Here is an 18,913-nt window from a genome sequence, read left to right on the forward strand (position 1 = left end):
TCCTGTTCGTTTCTTTTTAGAGCGCGTCCGGTCCGCGCTCGCCGGTCCTGACCCGGACGGCCGTCTCGACCGGGAGGGACCAGACCTTGCCGTCACCGATCTTGCCGGTGCGGGCGGCCTTGACGATGACGTCGATCAGCTGCTCGGCGTCGTCGTCCTCGGCCAGCACCTCGATGCGGATCTTGGGGACCAGGTCGACCGTGTACTCGGCGCCCCGGTAGACCTCGGTGTGTCCCCGCTGACGACCGTAGCCGCTCGCCTCGGTGACCGTCAGACCGTGGACCCCGAAGGCCTGCAGGGCTTCCTTGATCTCGTCGAGCCGGTGGGGCTTCACGACGGCGGTGATGAGCTTCATGCGTCCACCTTCTTCGTCTCCGTGGCAGAGGTGAGCGTGCCGCCGCTGAGGCCGCCACCGGCGCCGCTGAAGTCGTATGCGGTCTCGGCGTGCTCGGCCTGGTCGATGCCGGAGACCTCTTCGTCCTCGGTGACCCGCATGCCGATGGTCTTGTCGAGGAGGAAGGCGAGGATCGCGGAGACGATCAGGGAGTAGAAGAGGACCGCGAAGACACCGGCGCACTGGATCCAGAACTGGTGCATGCCTCCGCCGTAGAAGAGACCCTTCACGTCGGACTGGCCCTTGCCGCTGGCGAAGAGGCCGATCAGCAGGGAGCCGAGGATACCGCCGACCATGTGGACGCCGACGACGTCGAGGGAGTCGTCGAAGCCGAACTTGTACTTCAGGCCGACGGCGGCGGCGCAGCCGACACCGGCGATGGCGCCGACGGCGATCGCGCCCATCGGGGAGACCGCACCACCGGACGGGGTGATGGCGACCAGACCGGCGACGGCACCCGAGGCCGCGCCGAGCGTGGTGAAGGCGCCGTGGCGGATCTTCTCGTAGGCGAGCCAGGCGAGCATGGCGGCGGCGGTGGCGACCTGGGTGTTGACGAACATCAGCGCGCCGACGCCGTCGTCGTTGCCGAGCCACGAACCGGCGTTGAAGCCGAACCAGCCGAACCACAGGAGACCGGCGCCGAGCATGACCAGCGGAAGGCTGTGCGGACGCATGGGGTCACGCTTGAAGCCGACGCGCTTGCCGATGACCAGGATGACGCCGAGGGCGCCGGCACCGGCGTTGATGTGGACCGCGGTACCACCGGCGAAGTCGATCACGCCGAGCTTGTAGGCCCAGCCGTCGGCGCCCCACACCCAGTGGGCGACCGGGACGTAGACGACCGTGAGCCACAGCGCGACGAAGAGCGCCCAGGCCGAGAACTTGACGCGGTCGGCGATGGCACCGCTTATCAGGGCGGGCGTGATGACGGCGAACATCATCTGGAAGACCATGAACACGAAGATCGGGATGGTGTAGCCGTCCCACAGCTCCGTCAGTCCGACGTTGCTCAGGCCCAGCCAGTCGGAGTTGTAGCCGATGAAGCCGTTACTCGAACCGAAGGCGAGCGAGAAGCCGTAGAGAACCCACAGGATGGTGACGATCCCGATGCTGATGAAGCTCATCATCAGCATGTTCAGGGTGCTCTTGACGCGGACCATGCCTCCGTAGAAGAAGGCCAGTCCCGGTGTCATGAGCAGCACCAGGGCAGAACAGATCAGCATGAAGCCTGTGTTCGCGGAGGACAGTTTGGGTGCCTCAGCGGCAAGCGTGATGGCGGCTGATGCCATCGGCGTCTCCTCGTCGGTTGTACGGCCCCGTGCGGGCGAAGCCTGGATGCGGTCCGGTCAAGGCGGGGGGTCCGGTTATGCGCCATGAGATTGGCGCAGCGCGGTTTCCGTCGAAGCCCCTCGATGTTTCGCCGGAGTGACGAAGGCGCCGTGCGTGTTACGCGTCGATGAACCGCCGGATCTCCGGCCGCGCGATCGTTATCGTGGCGCAACCTTTTCCGACGGCGTGAAACCGGCCGCGGCCGGCCTTGCGACGACCTGGCGCGCGGGCGCCGGGGCATGGGGCGCAGACCCTTTCGGCGCTCTCCCGCGGACCGGCCGGGAGTCTCCCGGCGAGGCGGACGATTCCGGCCGTCCCACCGACACCGCGCACCGCCGCGCGGCCGGTCTTTCGAATACGAGTGCCGATGAACAGGACCGGCCGCGGTCGGCCCTCCGATGACCTGGCATGGGGGAGCCGAGTCGGGCGGTTCGGGAGGGCCGGCCGCGGCCGGGGCTAGGGGTGGTCAGACCGCTTCGGCGGTCTCCGGCAGCTCGATCGCGAGCCGGTCGGTGAGGTCGACGACCACGGCCAGTTCACCGAAGTCGCGGACCGCCGTGTCGACGGTCTTTCGGATACGGGTGTTGACGCGCTCGGAGCGCACCTTCTTGGCGACGGTCATCGCCTCGGTCGCCAGCACCGCGCTCTGCTCGGGTTCCCGCTGCAACAGGTGCACGGTGGCCATGCCGATGAGATTGAGTGCGTACGACCGCTGGTGCACGTCGTCCTTGGCGAAGAGGTCCACCGCCCGCTGCATGACGGGCTCGGCCAGCGAGGCGTAGGCGGGGCTGCGGCCGGCGACGTAGGCGAGGTCGCGATAGGAGTGCGAGTTCTCGCCGTACAGCTCGGCCTCGGAGAAGAAACGGATCCAGTCCGGGTCCGGGTCGTCCCAGTCGTGTACGTCCCCGAAGGTGTCCTCGGCCATCCGGACGGCCCGCTTGCACTTGCCGGGCTGCCCCATGTTGGCGTAGGCGCGGGCCTCCATCGCATACAGCATCGACTGGGTCCGCGGACTCGCGCAGTCCCGGCTGCCGTACTGCGCGAGGTGGATCAGCTCCAGCGCGTCGTCGGGCCGGCCGAGGTGGATCATCTGCCGGCTCATGCTGGACAGCACGTACGACCCGAGCGGCTTGTCGCCCGCCTCCTTGGCGGCGTGCAGGGCCAGCACGAAGTACTTCTGCGCGGTGGGCTGAAGCCCCACGTCGTACGACATCCAGCCCGCCAGCTCGGCGAGTTCGGCGGCGACCTTGAACAACTTCCGTGTGGTGGCCTCGGGTTGGGGCTCCTGAAGCAGGTCGGTCACCTCGTGCAGCTGTCCTACGACGGCTTTGCGGCGCAGGCCGCCACCGCACTGGGCGTCCCACTTGCGGAACATCGCCGTGGTGGACTCCAGCAGCTCCAACTCGGGCCTGGAGAGCCGCCCGACGTGCCGGGGGGCGCTCGCGGGCTCGGGCTCCGGCTGGTGGGCGGAGGGGCCGGGGACGAGCCAGCGCTGCATGGGTTCGATGAGGGACGGTCCCGCGGACAGGGCCAGCGAGGCACCGAGGAAGCCGCGCCGGGCCAGCATGAGGTCGCTGCGCGAGAACTCGCTGAGCAGCGCCACCGTCTGCGGGGCGGTCCACGGGAGGTCGACGCCGGACGCGGAGGGCGCCTGGCGGGCCGCGCGCAGACCGAGGTCCTCGACCGAGACGACACAGCCGAAGCGCTCGGAGAACAGCTCCGAGAGGATCCTCGGAATCGGCTCGCGCGGGTTCTCGCCGTCCAGCCAGCGGCGCACGCGCGAGGTGTCCGTCGAGATGTGGTTGGCCCCCAACTGCCGTGCCCTGCGGTTCACTTGACGCGCCAGCTCACCCTTGGACCAGCCGCTGCGCACGAACCACGAGCCGAGCAGCTCATTGGGGCGCTTCTCCGTACTGGTCGCGGTTGTCCCGCTTCCGCCGTTGCCGCCCACTGGAACGCCCCCATCCCTGGAACCACTTGTCGCCGCTGTGCGCCAAGCCCTATCAGAATGCCGGTAAATACGGCTTCCCGTCCCGCACTTGTCACCCTTCGAACGAGATGACGAGTTGCCTCCGGCATACCCACGAGTGCATGTGCCCCGAGGGCTTGTGCACTCAAAGTAATCCTACGATCACCCGTCCAGCCACGGCGATCGCGGAAACGCCACCATTCGCCACCCCTTCGAATGAACCTACGGTTGCCCACGCACGATTCACTTGACATAGGACGACCGGAAGTGGGCGCAGCGGTGCACGCAGGGGCGCGCACCGTCGAGCACACCACCCGAGTCGCTCCCGGACGCTGCCTGGACCACGCGGCGCGGGGCAGGCGTGAACACAGAGTGACGGCACGCATCCGTCTCGTAACCACCGGTGCGTTGGACCCGTTGGAGGGGGCATGGGCTTCACGATCGGCAGCAGCCGGGGTATCCGCGACATCCGGTCCGGCACGCGCCGCCGCGGCCGCGCGTCGGAGTGCACAGCGGTGGCCGAGTTCACCGGCCTCTGGGGCTGGGACGTGGTCGCGGGCGCACGGGCCGCGGGCGGCGCGTGTTCCTGCGGCGACACCAAGTGCCCCACGCCGGGCGCGCATCCGCTGACCTTCGCGCCCGAGGTGCGGGCCGGCGCGACCCTGGACGAAGTGACGGACGCCTGGGCCGAGTTGCCGGGCGCGGCGGTGATGCTCCCCGTCGGCCGCGCGTTCGACGTGATCGAGGTGGCCGAGCCCGCCGGGCGCCGCGCGCTGGCCCGCCTGGAGCGGATGGGCCTCCCGCTCGGCCCGGTCGCGGCGACCCCCGACCACCGCGCCCACTTCTTCGTCGCCCCCGGCGCGGCCGCCGAACTCCCCTCCCTGCTCTACCGCATGGGCTGGGACGACCCCACCTCCCTAGACCTGCGCGGCCTGGGCCCCGGCACCCACATCACCGCCCCGCCCTCCGACCGAGGCGGCCTGGGCCCGGTCCGCTGGCTCCGCTCCCCCGCCCTCGACTCGGCGACAAAGCCCCCGGCGGCAAGGCTGTTGCTGGGCACGCTGGCGTACGTGGCACACCGGTCCCGCGCATAGCCGCAGAACGCCGAAGTGCCCGTCCCCAACGGTGAGTTGGGGACGGGCACTTCTCTGAACGAGGCTGACTGCAGCGCGCCCCACAGGGGCGCGGGGCTGTGACGTTTGCGGCTCCGCCGCGTGGGCGCGACAAGCCCCCATCGGCCCGCGGAAAAAGAACCGCGCAACCCAGGGAACGTCAGTCGCCGATAAGGGCGTCAACAAACGCCTCCGCATCGAACGGCGCCAGATCGTCCGCCCCCTCACCCAGCCCGATCAGCTTCACCGGCACACCCAGTTCACGCTGCACGGCGATCACGATGCCACCCTTGGCCGTACCGTCCAGCTTGGTCAGCACGATGCCCGTGATGTCGACGACCTCGGCGAAGACCCGCGCCTGCACCAGCCCGTTCTGCCCGGTCGTGGCGTCGAGGACGAGCAGCACCTCGTCGAGCGGCGCATGCTTCTCGACGACCCGCTTGACCTTGCCCAGCTCATCCATGAGCCCGGTCTTCGTGTGCAACCGCCCGGCCGTGTCGATGAGGACGACGTCGACCCCCATCTCCTTGCCCTCCTTCACCGCGTCGAACGCGACGGAGGCGGGGTCCCCGGCCTCGGGCCCGCGCACGGTGTGGGCACCGACCCGCTCACCCCAGGTCTGCAACTGGTCGGCGGCGGCGGCCCGGAACGTGTCGGCGGCGCCGAGCACGACGGTCCGCCCGTCGGCCACCAGGACGCGGGCGAGCTTGCCGGTGGTGGTGGTCTTGCCGGTGCCGTTGACCCCGACGACCATCACGATGCCGGGCTTGCGGTCCTCGGGCTCGGTCTTGACCGTGCGGTCGACGTCGGTGCCGACCAGCTTGAGCAACTCCTCGCGCAGCAGGGTGCGCAGCTCCTGCGGGGTGCGGGTGCCGAGCACCTTCACGCGGGCGCGCAGGCCGTCGACCAGTTCCTGGGTGGGGGCCACGCCGACGTCGGCGGTGAGGAGGATGTCCTCGATCTCCTCCCAGGTGTCCTCGTCGAGGTGCTCGCGCGACAGGAGCGTGAGCAGCCCCTTGCCGAGCGCGTTCTGCGAGCGGGAGAGCCGGGAGCGCAGCCGGACGAGCCGTCCGGCGGTCGGCTCGGGAACATCGAGTGCGGCGGGCGGCTCCTCGACTACGACCGGAGCCGAGCCGTCCGGAAGATCCACCTCCTCTATCGTCCGGCGCGCTTCGTCGCGCGGCGTCTCGGCCTCGTCGCCGACGTGCGGCTCGGCCGGCGGGGCGGTGATGTCGGGCACGGAGGTGGGCGGCGGGGGCAGCGGCTTCTTGCGCCGGCTGCCGACGACGAGCCCGCCCAGCGCACCGAGCACGACCACGGCGATGACTACAGCAAGGATGACGGTTTCCATAACCCACCCAGTATCAGCCATGGGTCTCGCCGGGGCCCAGTGCGGGCACGGCCGGGGCGTCGGCGCCCCCTGACCCCGTACCCACCGGAAGGTCCGGACGGTCGCGGTCCCGGGCATGGCCATCTGATGCACCGTCAGCTACCGTCCCCCACCACACACGAAGGGGGACCTCCCATGCCCGTCTCGGTCGTACGCTTCAACCTCGTCGAACCCGGCGCGACCCCCGCCTCGCTGAGCGCCCGCTACCGGGCCGCCCTGGAGATGGCCGCGTACGCCGACGAGCACGGAATCACCACGGTGCAGACGGAGGAGCACCACGGTGTCGCCAACAACTGGCTGCCGTCGCCCTTCGCCTTCGCGGGCGCGGTGTTCGGCGCGACCCGGCACATCGCGGTGACCGTCTCGGCGATCATCGGCCCGCTGCACGACCCGCTGCGGCTGGCCGAGGACATCGCCGTACTGGATCTGCTCAGCGGCGGCCGGCTGGTGACCGTGGCCGGGATCGGTTACCGGCCCGAGGAGTACGCCCAGTTCGACGTGGACTGGAAGCGCCGGGGCAGACTCCAGGACGAGCTGCTGGAGACGGTCCTGAAGGCGTGGTCCGGCGAGGAGTTCGAGTACCGCGGCCGTACGGTACGGGTCACCCCGCGCCCCTTCTCCGACCCGCACCCCCTGCTCCTGGTCGGCGGCTCCTCCAAGGCCGCCGCACGTCGAGCGGCACGGCTCGGCCTGCCGTTCTTCCCCAGCGCGCACCTGCCCGACCTGGAGGCGTACTACAAGGACCGGCTCGTCGAGTACGGCACCGAGGGCTGGACCATGATGCCGGGGGCCGAGACCCCGCTGCTGCACATCGCCGAGGACCCGGACCGGGCCTGGGCCGAGTACGGGGCGCACTTCCTGCACGAGGCGCGGACGTACGCCTCCTGGCAGTCCGGGGACATCCGCTCGGCGGTGAAGTCGGGGGCCACGACCGTGGCGGAGCTGCGCGCGGAGGGCGTCTACCGCATCCTCACGCCGGACGAGTGCGTGGCTCTGGGCCTCGACAACCTCGTACTGCATCCGCTGTCGGGCGGGATGCCGGTGGACGAGGGATGGCGCAGCCTGCGGCTGTTCGCGGAGCGGGTGCTGCCGCGGCTCGGGGAGTGACCCCGATCCGGAGAGTGACCTTTACCCGCAACCGGTGGACCGGCCGGTCGACCGGTGGTCCACTGCGGTCATGACCTTGGCTGTGGATGTGTTCCTGCGTGACGCGGACGGCCAGTGGAACGTGCTCGACGTTCCGGAGGGCTGCAACGACTCGGCCGGCTTCGAGAACTGGCGCGAGACCGTCTGGGGTTCGGCGCCCGTGCGCTCGCTGGGCTGCGTGTACCTTCCCGTGCTGGCCTCCAGCGACCTGTACGTCGAGGCCTCGGACGTACCGGACTTCCTGCGCGAGCTCGCGCTGCTGCGGGCGCACCTCGCCGCCGTCGCCGCGGCGGTCGGCGAGCGTCCCGACCTCGTCGAGAGCCGCCTGGACAACATCGAGGCCGCCGCCCGGCGGGCCCGGGACATCGGCGGCGGCGTCCTCATCTGGTGAGTCCGGTGAATCCGCCGACGTACGGCGGAGGGGTTTCGGGGAGACGGGCGGCGGGGGATTGAGCCCGTCTCCCCGAGTTCATGGGACCCAGGTTCACGGGTCCCGGTTCTTGGGGGCTGGTCAGCCCATGTCCTCCAGCTTCTTGCCCTTCGTCTCCTTCACGAACTTCAGGACGAACGGGATGGAGAGCGCGGCGAAGACCGTGTAGATCACGTAGGTCGCGGAGAGGTTCCAGTCGGCCAGCGACGGGAAGCTCGCGGTGATGGCCCAGTTGGCGATCCACTGCGCGGAGGCGGCGACACCGAGGGCGGCGGCGCGGATCCTGTTCGGGAACATCTCGCCGAGGAAGACCCAGACGACGACACCCCAGGACAGGGCGAAGAACAGGACGAAGACGTGGGCCGCGACCAGCGCGGTCCAGCCCTGCGCGGACGGCAGCTTGCCGTCGACGAGGTGGTAGGAGAAGGCCCAGGCCTCCAGCGCGAGACCGACGACCATGCCGACCGAGCCGATGAGGGCCAGTGGCCTACGGCCGATGCGGTCCACGAAGATCATGGCGATCACGGTGCCGATGATGTTCACGATCGACGTCGTGAAGGAGTAGAAGAACGACTCCGTGGGGTCGACGCCGACGGACTGCCACAGCGTCGAGGAGTAGTAGAACGCGACGTTGATGCCGACGAGCTGCTGGAAGGCCGAGAGGCCGATGCCGACCCAGACGATCGGCTTGAAGAAGAAGCCGCCGCCGCCGAGCAGGTCCTTGAAGGTCGACTTGTGCTCGCTCTTCATCGCGTGCTCGATCTCGGCGACGCGGCCGTCCAGGTCGATGTCGTCGCCCTCGACCTCACGCAGCACCTCATGGGCGCGGTCCAGCTTGCCCACGGAGATCAGGAAGCGCGGGGACTCGGGGATGGCGAAGGAGAGCAGGCCGTAGAGGACGGCCGGGATCACCATGACGCCGAGCATGACCTGCCAGGCCTCGATGCCCATGAGCTTGCCGCGCTGGTCGCCGCCGGCGGCGTTCAGCAGGGCCCAGTTGACGAGCTGCGAGATCGCGATGCCGATGACGATCGCGGCCTGCTGGAAGGAGCCGAGCCGGCCGCGGTAGGCGGGCGGGGACACCTCGGCGATGTAGGCGGGGCCGATGACGGAGGCCATGCCGATGGCGAAGCCGCCGACGATCCGCCAGAAGGCGAGGTCCCAGAGCGCGAAGGGCAGCGCGGAACCGACGGCGCTGACGGTGAACATCACCGCGGAGATCTGCATACAGCGGATACGGCCGATGCGGTCGGCTATCCGGCCGGCGGTCGCGGCACCGATCGCACAGCCGATCAGGGCGATCGCGATGACCTGGGCGAGGGCCGCGGAGCCGATGTCGTAGCGACTGCGGATCGCCTCGACGGCGCCGTTGATCACGGAGCTGTCGTAGCCGAAGAGGAAGCCGCCCATCGCGGCCGCCGCCGCGATGAAGATGACGTGCCCGAGATGTTCGGGATGAGCCGACCCGGCTCCTGACTGAGGTGCCTGCGCAGTGCTGGTCACGTGTAACTCCTCGGGCCACCGGCGTCGCTGCCGGGGTGGGGGGGCGACCCTTCCAGTGGCGCACAGCTTCCCGCTGCCCACCACCTGAAGGTAAAAGCAACGCTGAAGAGACTATGCCTTCAAGTTTCGAAGTCAACAGGGGGTCTCTTGTGAGATTCAACGGTGCAGGTGATCGCCCAGCGTTCAACACTTGAACACTTCGTGAGGGTCTAGCGAAGGCGCTGTGAGATGACCTTCGAGACCCCGTCGCCCTGCATGGAGACGCCGTACAACGCGTCGGCGACCTCCATCGTGCGCTTCTGGTGGGTGATCACGATCAGCTGCGAGGCCTCCTGCAGCTCCTGCATGATCCGGATCAGCCGCTGGAGGTTGGTGTCGTCGAGCGCCGCCTCGACCTCGTCCATCACATAGAACGGGCTGGGCCGAGCCTTGAAGATCGACACCAGCAGCGCTACGGCGGTCAGGGACCGCTCCCCGCCGGAGAGCAGCGAGAGCCGCTTGACCTTCTTGCCGGGCGGCCGGGCCTCGACGTCGACACCCGTGGTGAGCATGTTGTCGGGATCGGTCAGGATCAGCCGTCCCTCGCCGCCCGGGAACAGCCGGCTGAAGACGCCCTCGAACTGGATGGCCGTGTCCCGGTAGGCCTCGGTGAAGACCTGCTCGACGCGCTCGTCGACCTCCTTCACCACTTGAAGCAGGTCGGCGCGGGTCTTCTTCAGGTCCTCCAGCTGCTCACTGAGGAACTTGTGCCGCTCCTCCAGCGCCGCGAACTCCTCCAGCGCGAGCGGGTTCACCTTGCCGAGCTGCTGGTACGCCCGTTCGGCCGACTTGAGCCGCTTCTCCTGCTCGGCACGGTGGAACGTACGGGGCTGGTTGCGCGGATCCTCCGGATCATCGGGCAGCACCTCACCCTCGGCGGCGAGCGAGGGCGGCACGAGCTGATGCGGCCCGTACTCCTCGATCAGCCCCGCCGGCTCCACCCCCAGCTCCTCCAGCGCCTTGGTCTCCAGCTGCTCGATCCGCATCCGCTTCTCGGCACCGAGCACCTCACCGCGGTGCACCGAGTCGGTCAGCTTGTCGAGCTCGCCCTTGAGGTCGCGCCCCTGGTTCCGGGCGGCGGCCAGCTCCTGCTCGCGGCGCGCCTTGGCGGCATCGGCGGCGGTGCGCTCCTCGTCGGCGCGGTGCAGCGACACCTCGACGTGCGCGAGCAGCTGCCGAGCCCCGAAGGCGACGGCCTCCGCCACACCGGCCTCATGCCGCAGCCGCGCGAGCCGCTGCTCGGCACGCGCGCGTGCCTCCCGCTCGGCCCGGGCCCCCCGATCCAGCGAATCGGCCCGCCCGGCAAGCCCCTTGACCCGCTCCTCATGCGTACGGACCTGAAGCCGCGCCTCCATCTCCGTCTGCCGGGCATTGGCCCCATCGGCGGCGAGCCGGTCCCGCACGGAGGTATCAGGCTCCTCCTCGACCGGCATCTCCTCGGCCACAGCCAGCCGCTCGGCCAGCACTTCAGCCTCTTCTACGGCCTTGTCGAGCGCGTCCTGCGCCCGCGCCGCCGCCGCGGTCGACCTCTCGGCTTCTCCAGCAGCCCCGCGCGCCTGCCCGGCCAGCCGCCCCAACTGCTGCGCTACGGCGGACTTCTCGCGCTCTGCCGCTCGGCGCCGCTCCCCCAACTCCTCTACCAGCGCGGTGCATTCCTTGCGGCGCTCGGCTGCGGTCTGCTGGGCGGCGGCCAACTCGTCGCAGCGGACGGCAAGTTCTTCGAGTTCGGCGGCGGCTTCGTCCACGGAGGCCTGGACTTCGAGGAGGCTGGGGGCGCCTGCGGAGCCGCCGTGCGCGAAGTGGGCGCCGAGCAGGTCTCCTTCGGCGGTGACTGCGGTCAACTCGGGGTGCGTGTATACGAGTTGCTCGGCGTCTTCGAGGGTGTCGACCACGACGTAGTTGTGGAGGAGGCGGCGGACTGCGGGCATGAGGTCGGAGGGGGCGCGGACGAAATCGGCGGCGAAGGGTTGTCTGTTGTCTGCGGGCACGTCGTGGCTGGTCGCGCCGTTCCCCGCGCCCCTCTGGGACGCCCCGGTCGCCGGAGAGGAATCGTTCCCGTCGCCTGCCAGCAGGAGAGCTGCCCTGCCGCCGTCCTGCTTGCGAAGCAGGCGGATCGCGTCCGCCGCCGACGCCGGAGTCGTCACCGCGATCGCGTCCGCCGCCGCGCCGAAGGCCGCCGCGAGGGCTGTTTCGTGGCCCGGGGTCACGCTCAGGAGTTCCGCCGCCGGGCCGAGGATTCCGGTGAGGCGGTCACGGGCGCCGAGCAGTATCCCTGTGCCGTCCTTGCGGCGCAGGCCCAGGGCGAGTGCCTCGTGGCGGGCCTGGGTGGCGGCGCGCTTGCGTTCTGCCGCCGTGGACGCCTCGCGGGCTGCCGTCAACCCGGCCTCCGCCTCGGCCAGTTGGCGCCTGGCCGCCTCGTGCCGCTCGGAGAGTTCCGCGTCGCCTGCGTCCAGGCCGTCGACCTCGGCCTGGAGCGTCTCGTACTCCTCCTGTGCGGTGACCGCTCGTTCCTGGGCCTCGTCGCGGGCGGAGGCCAGGCGATCGATCTCGGCCTGGGCGGAGGCTGCGCGTGAACGGGCCGCGTTGACCTGGCCGTTGAGGCGGGCGAGGCCCTCGCGGCGGTCGGCGATGGAACGGGCCACGTCCTTGAGCCGGCGTTCCTCGGCCGTCAACTCCCGCTCCAGGTCGGATCGGTGGGCGACCGTGTCCTCCAGGGCGTGCTCGGCCGCCTCCAGGGCTGCTTCGAGTTCCGCCTCCTGTTCGCGGATCCGGGCCGCCTCGCGCTCCATGTCCTCGGGGTCGCGCCCCCGCCGTTCCTCGGGCGGAGCCGACGTCGCGCTCTTCACGCGCGCGTCGGCCAGCGAGATCGTGCCGCGCACCCGCTCGGCCAGCTGGGACAACTCGTACCAGGTCTGCTGGGCGCGCTGGAGGCGGGGCGTGAGCTGCCGTACCTCGTCCTCCAGGAGGCCCTCGCGCTGGAGCGCCTTGCGCAGCTCCAGTTCGGCGGCCTCCTTGCGTCCCTTCAGCGCGGCCTCGTCGGCGATCTCGGTGTTCAGCGCCTGGCGCAGTCGTACGAGATCGTCGGCCAACAGCCTCAGACGCGCGTCCCGCAGATCCGCCTGGATGACGGCGGCGCGGCGGGCGACGGCGGCCTGGCGGCCCAGGGGCTTGAGCTGGCGGCGGAGTTCGTCCGTCAGGTCCTGCACGCGCGCGAGGTTGGCCTGCATCGCGTCCAGCTTGCGGAGCGCCTTCTCCTTGCGCTTGCGGTGCTTGAGGACGCCGGCCGCCTCCTCGATGAAGGCGCGGCGGCCCATGGGGTCGGCGTGGAGCACGGAGTCGAGCTGGCCCTGGCCGACGATGACGTGCATCTCGCGGCCGATGCCGGAGTCGGAGAGGAGTTCCTGGATGTCGAGGAGGCGACACGTGTCGCCGTTGATCTGGTACTCGCTGCCGCCGTTGCGGAACATGATCCGCGTGATGGTGACCTCGGCGTACTCGATGGGCAGCGCCCCGTCGGAGTTGTCGATGGTCAGGGACACCTCGGCGCGGCCCAGCGGGGGGCGGCCGGTGGTGCCGGCGAAGATGACGTCCTCCATCTTGCCGCCGCGCAGCGACTTGGCGCCCTGTTCGCCCATGACCCAGCTGAGCGCGTCCACCACATTGGACTTGCCCGAGCCGTTCGGACCGACGACGCAGGTGATCCCCGGCTCGAACCGGAGCGTGGTCGCCGAGGCGAACGACTTGAACCCCCGCAGGGTCAGGGCCTTGAGGTGCACGCCGCTGGACTCTACCTTCCGCTGCTCGCTCTCTCCATGAACGTCCGGTTCCCCGCGGTTTCGCCCTTGAACGTGCAGGGCACACCAAACGTTAAAGAGGGTGGAGGCAGGCGGGGGAAAGAAAGAAGGGACGCCGAAGCGTCCCTTGCAAACTCTGACAATTTAGCGGTTGATGCAGGCCACCCAACCACTGCTTGTCATGTGATGCGTCGCAGTGATCAGGTGAGCGCGGGCTCCGCCTGGCGTGCGTCGAGCTCGAGAAGCGAATCGTGAGTTGCGGCAGCCGTCAGCGCGTCGTTCTCGTCCTGGATCCGAACGAGCTCGGATTCCAGGTCCTGGACGCGTTGCTGGAGCCGTCGCATCTCGGCGAGGAGTCGCGGGTCGGAGCCGCCGACGTAACCGAGAAGCGCCTTTGCCATGATGGATGGTCCTCCACACTGAGTGACCGACCGAAGCGGTGTGGGTCGTGAGGGAATCGCACCCGCGATGCTTGACACAATCGAGTGTTGCTCTGCTGTTCTTCCATGCCAAACAGCTAAGGTGCGCGGGGCTTTCAGAGTCTCACCAAAAAGTTTGACGGTCAACACGATCACGCCCCGTATTGGCGGACGACCCGGGGGCACGCGGCCCTGACCGGGCGGCGCTGCGACTCCTGCGGGGTCTCGCTGGGTATGGCGATCATCCTTAGGTGCGGAGCCTGCCAGAGCGAGCCGTTCTTGGCAACCACCAGGCAATTTCTGCTGTGGGCAGCTGCCGGTGGCATGTCCCTCCGCTTCCGCCAGGGCCGCTTTACACCGTTTCGCAGTTTGTGCTCAGCGGATCGCGAAGCCGTCGTAGCCGCCGCGAGGTGTGTCCCAGATCTCGGTCACGCCATCCACGCGCCCGGGCGTGTCGTACCCCTGGAGCCAGTCGAGGAGTCCTTCGCAGCCCTCGCGCGCGCCCTCCGCGACCACTTGCACGCGTCCGTCGCCCAAATTGAGAGCAAAACCACTCAGGCCCCCGATCTCCAGGGCCTTGGCACGGGTAAACCACCGAAAACCCACACCTTGCACACGCCCTCGCACCCAGGCGACCATCCGCACATCCTCGCTCATGGCTGCAACCTAACCGGCCAAAACCTCTCTGGGCACTTGCTCCCCTCGCGCCATGCGGTACCGTCCGCCCCAATGAATCTCATATGAAACTCACTCGATCGAGTGAGCTGGGTCACCGCACGGACGAGTTGACCGCAAGGACGAAAGGCAAGGACATGGGACGCCACCGACGCTCCGCCGCCGGCCGCGCCGCCACGAGCCGCGCCACGGGGGTCACAGAGACGCACGGCTCATACACGAGCGGCTACGACCCGCATGACTCGTACGACTGGAACGACCGCTCCGACCGGAACGACCGCTTCGCCTGGAACCCGGCCGACGGCTCGACCATCGGCATGGCGCCCTATCTCCACCCGGAGGGTCCCGCCGAGTTCCACCAGCCCCACCCGAACCACCAGGCCCCCACGGACCACCGGGTCCACGAGAGCCGCGCGCACCACGAGACCCCGCCCAAGAGCGAAGCCCGGCTGAAGGCCGAGAGCCGCCTGAAGGCCGACTCCCGCCGCAAGAGCGAGGCCTATCTCTTCGCCACCGAGGAGGACTACGCCGTGGTCTTCCCCGAGGCGGCCGGCGCCACCTCCTCCCGGGGCGACGGCTCACGCCCGGGCCGCGGTCGCCGTCGTAAGCGCAAGAGCGTCGCGCCGGTCAAGGCGGGCCTGCTCGGTGTCTCCGCCGCGGTCGCCATCGGCACCGTGGCGGTCGCCGCGGGTGCGATGCCGGGGCTGGAGAACTACAAGCTCGGCGGCGGTGGCGGCTCGGACAAGGTGCAGGCGGCCGGTTCGCCGTCCAACTCCGCGACCGAGCAGGGCGGCACCTCCGGCAGCGCGGAGTCCCGCGACGACGGCTCGTCCACGAGCCGCGACGCGAACCGCGCGGCCTCCCCGTCGGCGGCTCCGACCAAGTCCGCCACCGCGCCCGCCACGAAGGCCCCGGCGAAGAAGCCGGCGGCCACCCCGACCGAGGAGCCGACGACCTCGACTCCTTCGGCGAAGCCCACTCCGGCGCCTACGCAGTCCGCCGACACACCGGTGACGGTCTCCGCGGAGGCCGCCGCCGAGGCCGCGGTCCTCAAGCTCGTCAACGAACAGCGCGCGATCGTCGGCTGCAGCCCGGTGGCCGCCAACAGCTCGCTGACCACCCTGGCCGAGAACTTCAGCCAGCAGATGGCCGACCAGGACTTCTTCGACCACACCGACCCCAGCGGGGCCACCCCCTGGGACCGGGCGGAGAAGCTCGGCATCACCAACCTCGGCGGCGAGAACATCGCCCGCGGCCAGGCCGACGCGGCCGCGGTCATGGACGCCTGGATGAACAGCCCCGGCCACAAGGCCAACATCCTGAACTGCGACTTCAAGACCCTGGGTGTCGGTGTGCACTTCGGCACCGGCGGCCCCTGGTGGACGCAGGACTTCGGGTACTAGTCCGAAGCCGTAAGACACCTGTCCGACACCGCAGGACTCCCACAGGGAGCGCTAACCACTGGTTAGTGCTCCCTTTTGGTTAGCGCTGCGTTCGCGTACGCTGAAGAAATGGACACGACCCAGGAGCGTACGGAGGAGCAGAGCTTCCCGTACAGCGTCTTCGCGAAGGCCTGCCCCTCCCGAGGCACCCTGGAGCACGTCACGGGCCGCTGGGGCGGCCTCACCCTGTGCGCGCTGCACGAGGGCTCGCTGCGCTTCAACGAACTGCGGCGCCGCGTCGACGGCGTGAGCGAGAAGATGCTCTCGCAGACCCTGCACGCCCTGGAGCGCGACGGCCTGGTCCACCGCGAGGCCCAGCCGACCAACCCACCGCGCGTGGACTACGAGTTGACCCCCCTGGGCCGCGGCATCGCCGAACGCCTCATGGGACTGGTCGACTTCGTGGAGTCCCGCATGGACGACGTCCTCACGGCCCGCACGCGCTACGACGAGTCGCGCGGGGGCCTCTAGACCGTCAGCGGCTTCTGGACCCGCGGTGCCCGCTAACCCTTCGGCGCCCGCTGGCACTTCGGGCAGAAGTAGCTGGACCGGTTCATCCACGCCCGCCGGCTCATCGGCGTACCGCAGCGACGGCACGGCAGACCCTCGCGGCCGTACGCGTCGAGCGAGCGGTCGAAGTAGCCCGACTCCCCGTTCACGTTGACGTACAGGCTGTCGAAGCTGGTGCCGCCCACGGAGAGGGCCGCGTTCATCACATCCCGTGCGTGGCCCAGGAGTTCGGCGGTGCGCGGGCGGGTGAAGGTCGCGGTCGGGCGTTCGTAGTGGACGCGGGCCCGCCAAAGGGCCTCGTCCGCATAGATGTTGCCGACTCCGCTGATCAACGACTGGTCGAGCAGGGCCCGTTTGATGGTCGTCCGCTTGCGGCGCAGGGCCTGGTGGAACAACTCGTCGTCGAACAACGGGTCAAGGGGGTCACGCGCGATGTGCGCGATGACGTCCGGCAAACCGTCCGGGGTGTTGTCGTGCAACGACAGCCCACCGAAGGTGCGTTGGTCGACGAAACGCAGCTCCGTGTCAAGGCCGTCGGCGAACCGCACCCGTACGCGCAGATGCTTCTCGTCGGGCAACTCGTGCGGCTGGACCAGGAGTTGACCACTCATCCCGAGGTGCGCGAGCACCGACTGGCCGGTGTCCTCCAACGGCAGCCACAGGTACTTGCCGCGCCTGCTCGGCGTACCGATCCGATGCCCCTTGAGCCGGTGCGCGAAGTCGTCGGCACCGGCGACATGACGCCGCACCGCACGCGGATGCAGCACCTCGGCGTCGGCGACGGTCCGCTGGGCGACCCACCGCTCCAGACCTCGCCGGACGACTTCGACCTCGGGCAACTCGGGCATGGCATCCCCTGTGGTCACGGGTGAATGAGCCGAGCGCCCGCCCCACTCGGGGACGGGCGCTCGGGTCGCGCTGTTCGGTCAGGCGGAGGCCGACGACGTGTCGGTGTTCTCCTCGGCAGGCTGCTCAGCGGCCTCGGCGGCGGTTTCGGTGGCCTGTTGTTCGGCCGCCTCCTTCGCCTTCTCGGCTCGCTCGTCCGCGTCGGCCCGGATGGACCGCCAGGCGGACTCGGCGGCCTGCTGCTCCGCCTCCTTCTTGCTGCGGCCGGTGCCGGTGCCGTACGAGACGCCTCCGACGCGGGCGGCAGCAGTGAAGGTCTTCTCGTGATCGGGGCCGGTCTCCGTGACCAGGTACTCGGGGACACCGAGCCCCTCGGTCGCGGTGAGCTCCTGGAGACTGGTCTTCCAGTCCAGGCCGGCACCGAGGTTCGAGGACTTCTCGATGAGCGGGTCGAACAGGCGGTGTACCAGTTCGGAGGCCGCGTCGAGGCCCTGGTCGAGATAGACCGCGCCGATCACCGCTTCCAGGGTGTCGGCGAGGATGGACGCCTTGTCCCGGCCCCCCGTGCCCTCTTCACCGCGGCCGAGCCGGATGAAGGAGCCGAGTTCCAGACCGCGACCGACCTCCGCCAACGCACGAGAATTGACCACCGCGGCCCGCAGCTTGGCCAGTTGGCCTTCGGGCAGGTCGGGGTGGGTGGTGTACAGCGTGTCCGTGACGACGAGGCCGAGCACGGAGTCCCCGAGGAACTCCAGCCGCTCGTTCGTCGGCAGACCGCCGTTCTCGTACGCGTACGAACGGTGGGTCAGCGCACGCACCAGAAGGGCGGACTCGAGGTGATACCCGAGCCGCCCTTCCAACAGCGTGTGGGACGAGGCCGTGTCCGCGTGCTTCTTGGCGACTGAGTCCGCCTTGACGTCAGACATGGTGCCTCTCACCAGCCGCTCAGACCTCGAGGACCTGGCGCTTGTTGTACGTGCCGCAAGAAGGGCACGCGATGTGCTGCTGCTTGGGCTCGTGGCAGCGCTCGCACGCAACCAGAGGGGTGACCGCAGCCTTCCACTGCGACCGGCGGTGGCGCGTGTTGCTGCGCGACATCTTCCGCTTCGGAACAGCCACGGCTACTTCTCCTGCTTCTCGTTGGCGCGCGCCGGTCGGGGCGCCTCGCCACTGATCTCGTCCTTCTCGCCGTCTTCGAGTGAACCGGCGAGTCCCTGCAGTGCCGCCCAACGGATGTCGACGGCGTCGTGGTGGTGGTCCGGGTCGTCCGTGAGCCGCACTCCGCACTCGGAGCACAGGCCCAGACAGTCGTCCTGGCACACCGGCTGCATCGGCAGTGCGAGCACCACCGCATCGCGCAGCACGGGTTCGAGGTCGAACAGGCCGTCCTCGATGAAGAGCCTGTCCTCGTCTTCCTCGGCGTCGTCGACCGGTTCCGCTTTCACACGGCCACGGTCGTCGGCGTCAGGGTACGAGAACATCTCCTGGAAGTCCGCTTCGAGCGACAGCTCAAGCGGCTCCAGACACCTTACGCACTCCCCCTTGGCCAGTGCACGGGCGGTGCCTGTGACAAGCACCCCTTCCATGACCGACTCAAGGCGGAGGTCGAGCTCCACCGGGGCGCCTTCCGGCACTCCGATGACTCCCTGGATCCCGAGATCCTTGGGAGCGTCGATCGAACGGTTCAGGCGCTGCAGCGCACCAGGACGCCGACCCAGCTCGTGAGTGTCGAACACGAGTGGGTTGCGGTGGTCGAGGCGGGCGTTCAGAGCCATCCCTGTCTTTCGGTCTGCTAGCTCAAGAGGACGCTGCCCTTCGGTGCTTCCGGGCAGCGTTGATCGCGGACGTACACGCGACCGAAGAGCCAGGATACTGGACCTTTCGCTCTCGGCCCAATCCGGTGTGCGCTCTCGGC

General features: G+C 69.4%; 17 protein-coding genes. 5 read left to right on the plus strand and 12 right to left on the minus strand.

Annotated features, from left to right (window positions below):
• Nucleotides 1-16: 16 nt before the first annotated feature.
• From OG714_RS16025 to OG714_RS16035, 3 genes are all read right to left on the minus strand, one after another.
• Nucleotides 17-355, minus strand: a complete 339-nt coding sequence (locus OG714_RS16025; RefSeq protein WP_003997576.1) for a P-II family nitrogen regulator — start codon at nt 353-355, stop codon at nt 17-19.
• On the minus strand, nt 352-1,683 hold the full coding sequence (locus OG714_RS16030; RefSeq protein WP_406121618.1) for an ammonium transporter: 1,332 nt from the start codon (nt 1,681-1,683) through the stop codon (nt 352-354). The genes OG714_RS16025 and OG714_RS16030 overlap by 4 nt, the downstream gene beginning before the upstream one ends.
• Nucleotides 1,684-2,189: 506 nt before the next feature.
• Nucleotides 2,190-3,674, minus strand: a complete 1,485-nt coding sequence (locus OG714_RS16035; protein ID WP_406121620.1) for a hypothetical protein — start codon at nt 3,672-3,674, stop codon at nt 2,190-2,192.
• 446 nt (nt 3,675-4,120) lie between these two features.
• On the opposite strand from OG714_RS16035, the gene OG714_RS16040 reads away from it, so the two are divergent.
• Nucleotides 4,121-4,786: a bifunctional DNA primase/polymerase gene (locus OG714_RS16040; RefSeq protein ID WP_406121622.1), complete on the plus strand. Its 666-nt coding sequence runs from the start codon at nt 4,121-4,123 to the stop codon at nt 4,784-4,786.
• A gap of 178 nt (nt 4,787-4,964) precedes the next feature.
• Here OG714_RS16040 and ftsY read toward each other — a convergent pair whose 3' ends face one another.
• Entirely contained in the window at nt 4,965-6,155 is a 1,191-nt protein-coding gene (ftsY, locus tag OG714_RS16045) for a signal recognition particle-docking protein FtsY (RefSeq protein WP_406121624.1), read from the minus strand.
• Nucleotides 6,156-6,329: 174 nt separating this feature from the next.
• Between ftsY and OG714_RS16050 the strand changes: the two genes are divergently transcribed.
• Together OG714_RS16050 and OG714_RS16055 are read left to right on the plus strand one after the other, a co-directional pair.
• A complete protein-coding gene (locus OG714_RS16050; protein WP_318019065.1) occupies nt 6,330-7,301 on the plus strand; it encodes an LLM class flavin-dependent oxidoreductase in 972 nt (323 codons plus the stop codon).
• Between the two features lie 70 nt (nt 7,302-7,371).
• Nucleotides 7,372-7,731 carry a hypothetical protein gene (locus OG714_RS16055; RefSeq protein ID WP_406121627.1) on the plus strand — a complete coding sequence of 120 codons (360 nt, stop codon included), beginning with the start codon at nt 7,372-7,374 and terminating at the stop codon, nt 7,729-7,731.
• 120 nt (nt 7,732-7,851) lie between these two features.
• Here OG714_RS16055 and OG714_RS16060 read toward each other — a convergent pair whose 3' ends face one another.
• The 4 genes from OG714_RS16060 to OG714_RS16075 all read right to left on the minus strand — a co-directional run bounded on the left by OG714_RS16060 (nt 7,852) and on the right by OG714_RS16075 (nt 14,182).
• On the minus strand, nt 7,852-9,273 hold the full coding sequence (locus OG714_RS16060; RefSeq protein WP_406121629.1) for a sugar porter family MFS transporter: 1,422 nt from the start codon (nt 9,271-9,273) through the stop codon (nt 7,852-7,854).
• Between the two features lie 209 nt (nt 9,274-9,482).
• Complete coding sequence (smc, locus tag OG714_RS16065) at nt 9,483-13,088, minus strand: chromosome segregation protein SMC (protein ID WP_406121631.1); 3,606 nt, start codon at nt 13,086-13,088, stop codon at nt 9,483-9,485.
• A gap of 218 nt (nt 13,089-13,306) precedes the next feature.
• Nucleotides 13,307-13,507: a hypothetical protein gene (locus OG714_RS16070; protein WP_033282668.1), complete on the minus strand. Its 201-nt coding sequence runs from the start codon at nt 13,505-13,507 to the stop codon at nt 13,307-13,309.
• Between the two features lie 393 nt (nt 13,508-13,900).
• Nucleotides 13,901-14,182, minus strand: a complete 282-nt coding sequence (locus OG714_RS16075; protein WP_406121634.1) for an acylphosphatase — start codon at nt 14,180-14,182, stop codon at nt 13,901-13,903.
• 155 nt (nt 14,183-14,337) lie between these two features.
• Here OG714_RS16075 and OG714_RS16080 point away from each other — a divergent pair, with 155 nt between their 5' ends.
• Together OG714_RS16080 and OG714_RS16085 are read left to right on the plus strand one after the other, a co-directional pair.
• Complete coding sequence (locus tag OG714_RS16080) at nt 14,338-15,603, plus strand: CAP domain-containing protein (RefSeq protein WP_406121635.1); 1,266 nt, start codon at nt 14,338-14,340, stop codon at nt 15,601-15,603.
• A gap of 108 nt (nt 15,604-15,711) precedes the next feature.
• Nucleotides 15,712-16,113, plus strand: a complete 402-nt coding sequence (locus tag OG714_RS16085) for a winged helix-turn-helix transcriptional regulator (RefSeq protein WP_406121637.1) — start codon at nt 15,712-15,714, stop codon at nt 16,111-16,113.
• Between the two features lie 32 nt (nt 16,114-16,145).
• Here the strand turns inward: OG714_RS16085 and mutM are convergent, their stop codons facing one another.
• The 4 genes from mutM to OG714_RS16105 all read right to left on the minus strand — a co-directional run bounded on the left by mutM (nt 16,146) and on the right by OG714_RS16105 (nt 18,773).
• Nucleotides 16,146-17,000 (minus strand): bifunctional DNA-formamidopyrimidine glycosylase/DNA-(apurinic or apyrimidinic site) lyase, encoded by an 855-nt coding sequence (mutM, locus tag OG714_RS16090; protein ID WP_406121638.1) that lies wholly within the window; start codon nt 16,998-17,000, stop codon nt 16,146-16,148.
• Between the two features lie 78 nt (nt 17,001-17,078).
• Nucleotides 17,079-17,924 (minus strand): ribonuclease III, encoded by an 846-nt coding sequence (gene rnc / locus OG714_RS16095; protein WP_406121639.1) that lies wholly within the window; start codon nt 17,922-17,924, stop codon nt 17,079-17,081.
• A 19-nt stretch (nt 17,925-17,943) separates the two neighbouring features.
• Complete coding sequence (gene rpmF / locus OG714_RS16100; RefSeq protein ID WP_015657589.1) at nt 17,944-18,117, minus strand: 50S ribosomal protein L32; 174 nt, start codon at nt 18,115-18,117, stop codon at nt 17,944-17,946.
• 2 nt (nt 18,118-18,119) lie between these two features.
• Entirely contained in the window at nt 18,120-18,773 is a 654-nt protein-coding gene (locus OG714_RS16105) for a YceD family protein (RefSeq protein WP_406121640.1), read from the minus strand.
• Between the last annotated feature and the right edge of the window lie 140 nt (nt 18,774-18,913).

This window comes from Streptomyces sp. NBC_00989 (genome assembly GCF_045162655.1).
Classification (GTDB): Bacteria; Actinomycetota; Actinomycetes; order Streptomycetales; family Streptomycetaceae; genus Streptomyces.

Coding starts and splice junctions, on each gene's coding strand:
- OG714_RS16025 (WP_003997576.1), bottom strand. CDS start 355: ATGAAGCTCATCACCGCCGTCGTGAAGCCCCACCGGCTCGACGAGATC.
- ftsY (WP_406121624.1), bottom strand. CDS start 6,155: ATGGAAACCGTCATCCTTGCTGTAGTCATCGCCGTGGTCGTGCTCGGT.
- rnc (WP_406121639.1), bottom strand. CDS start 17,924: ATGTCTGACGTCAAGGCGGACTCAGTCGCCAAGAAGCACGCGGACACG.
- mutM (WP_406121638.1), bottom strand. CDS start 17,000: ATGCCCGAGTTGCCCGAGGTCGAAGTCGTCCGGCGAGGTCTGGAGCGG.
- OG714_RS16030 (WP_406121618.1), bottom strand. CDS start 1,683: ATGGCATCAGCCGCCATCACGCTTGCCGCTGAGGCACCCAAACTGTCC.
- OG714_RS16055 (WP_406121627.1), top strand. CDS start 7,372: ATGACCTTGGCTGTGGATGTGTTCCTGCGTGACGCGGACGGCCAGTGG.
- OG714_RS16080 (WP_406121635.1), top strand. CDS start 14,338: ATGGGACGCCACCGACGCTCCGCCGCCGGCCGCGCCGCCACGAGCCGC.
- OG714_RS16105 (WP_406121640.1), bottom strand. CDS start 18,773: ATGGCTCTGAACGCCCGCCTCGACCACCGCAACCCACTCGTGTTCGAC.
- OG714_RS16040 (WP_406121622.1), top strand. CDS start 4,121: ATGGGCTTCACGATCGGCAGCAGCCGGGGTATCCGCGACATCCGGTCC.
- OG714_RS16050 (WP_318019065.1), top strand. CDS start 6,330: ATGCCCGTCTCGGTCGTACGCTTCAACCTCGTCGAACCCGGCGCGACC.
- OG714_RS16085 (WP_406121637.1), top strand. CDS start 15,712: ATGGACACGACCCAGGAGCGTACGGAGGAGCAGAGCTTCCCGTACAGC.
- OG714_RS16070 (WP_033282668.1), bottom strand. CDS start 13,507: ATGGCAAAGGCGCTTCTCGGTTACGTCGGCGGCTCCGACCCGCGACTC.
- OG714_RS16075 (WP_406121634.1), bottom strand. CDS start 14,182: ATGAGCGAGGATGTGCGGATGGTCGCCTGGGTGCGAGGGCGTGTGCAA.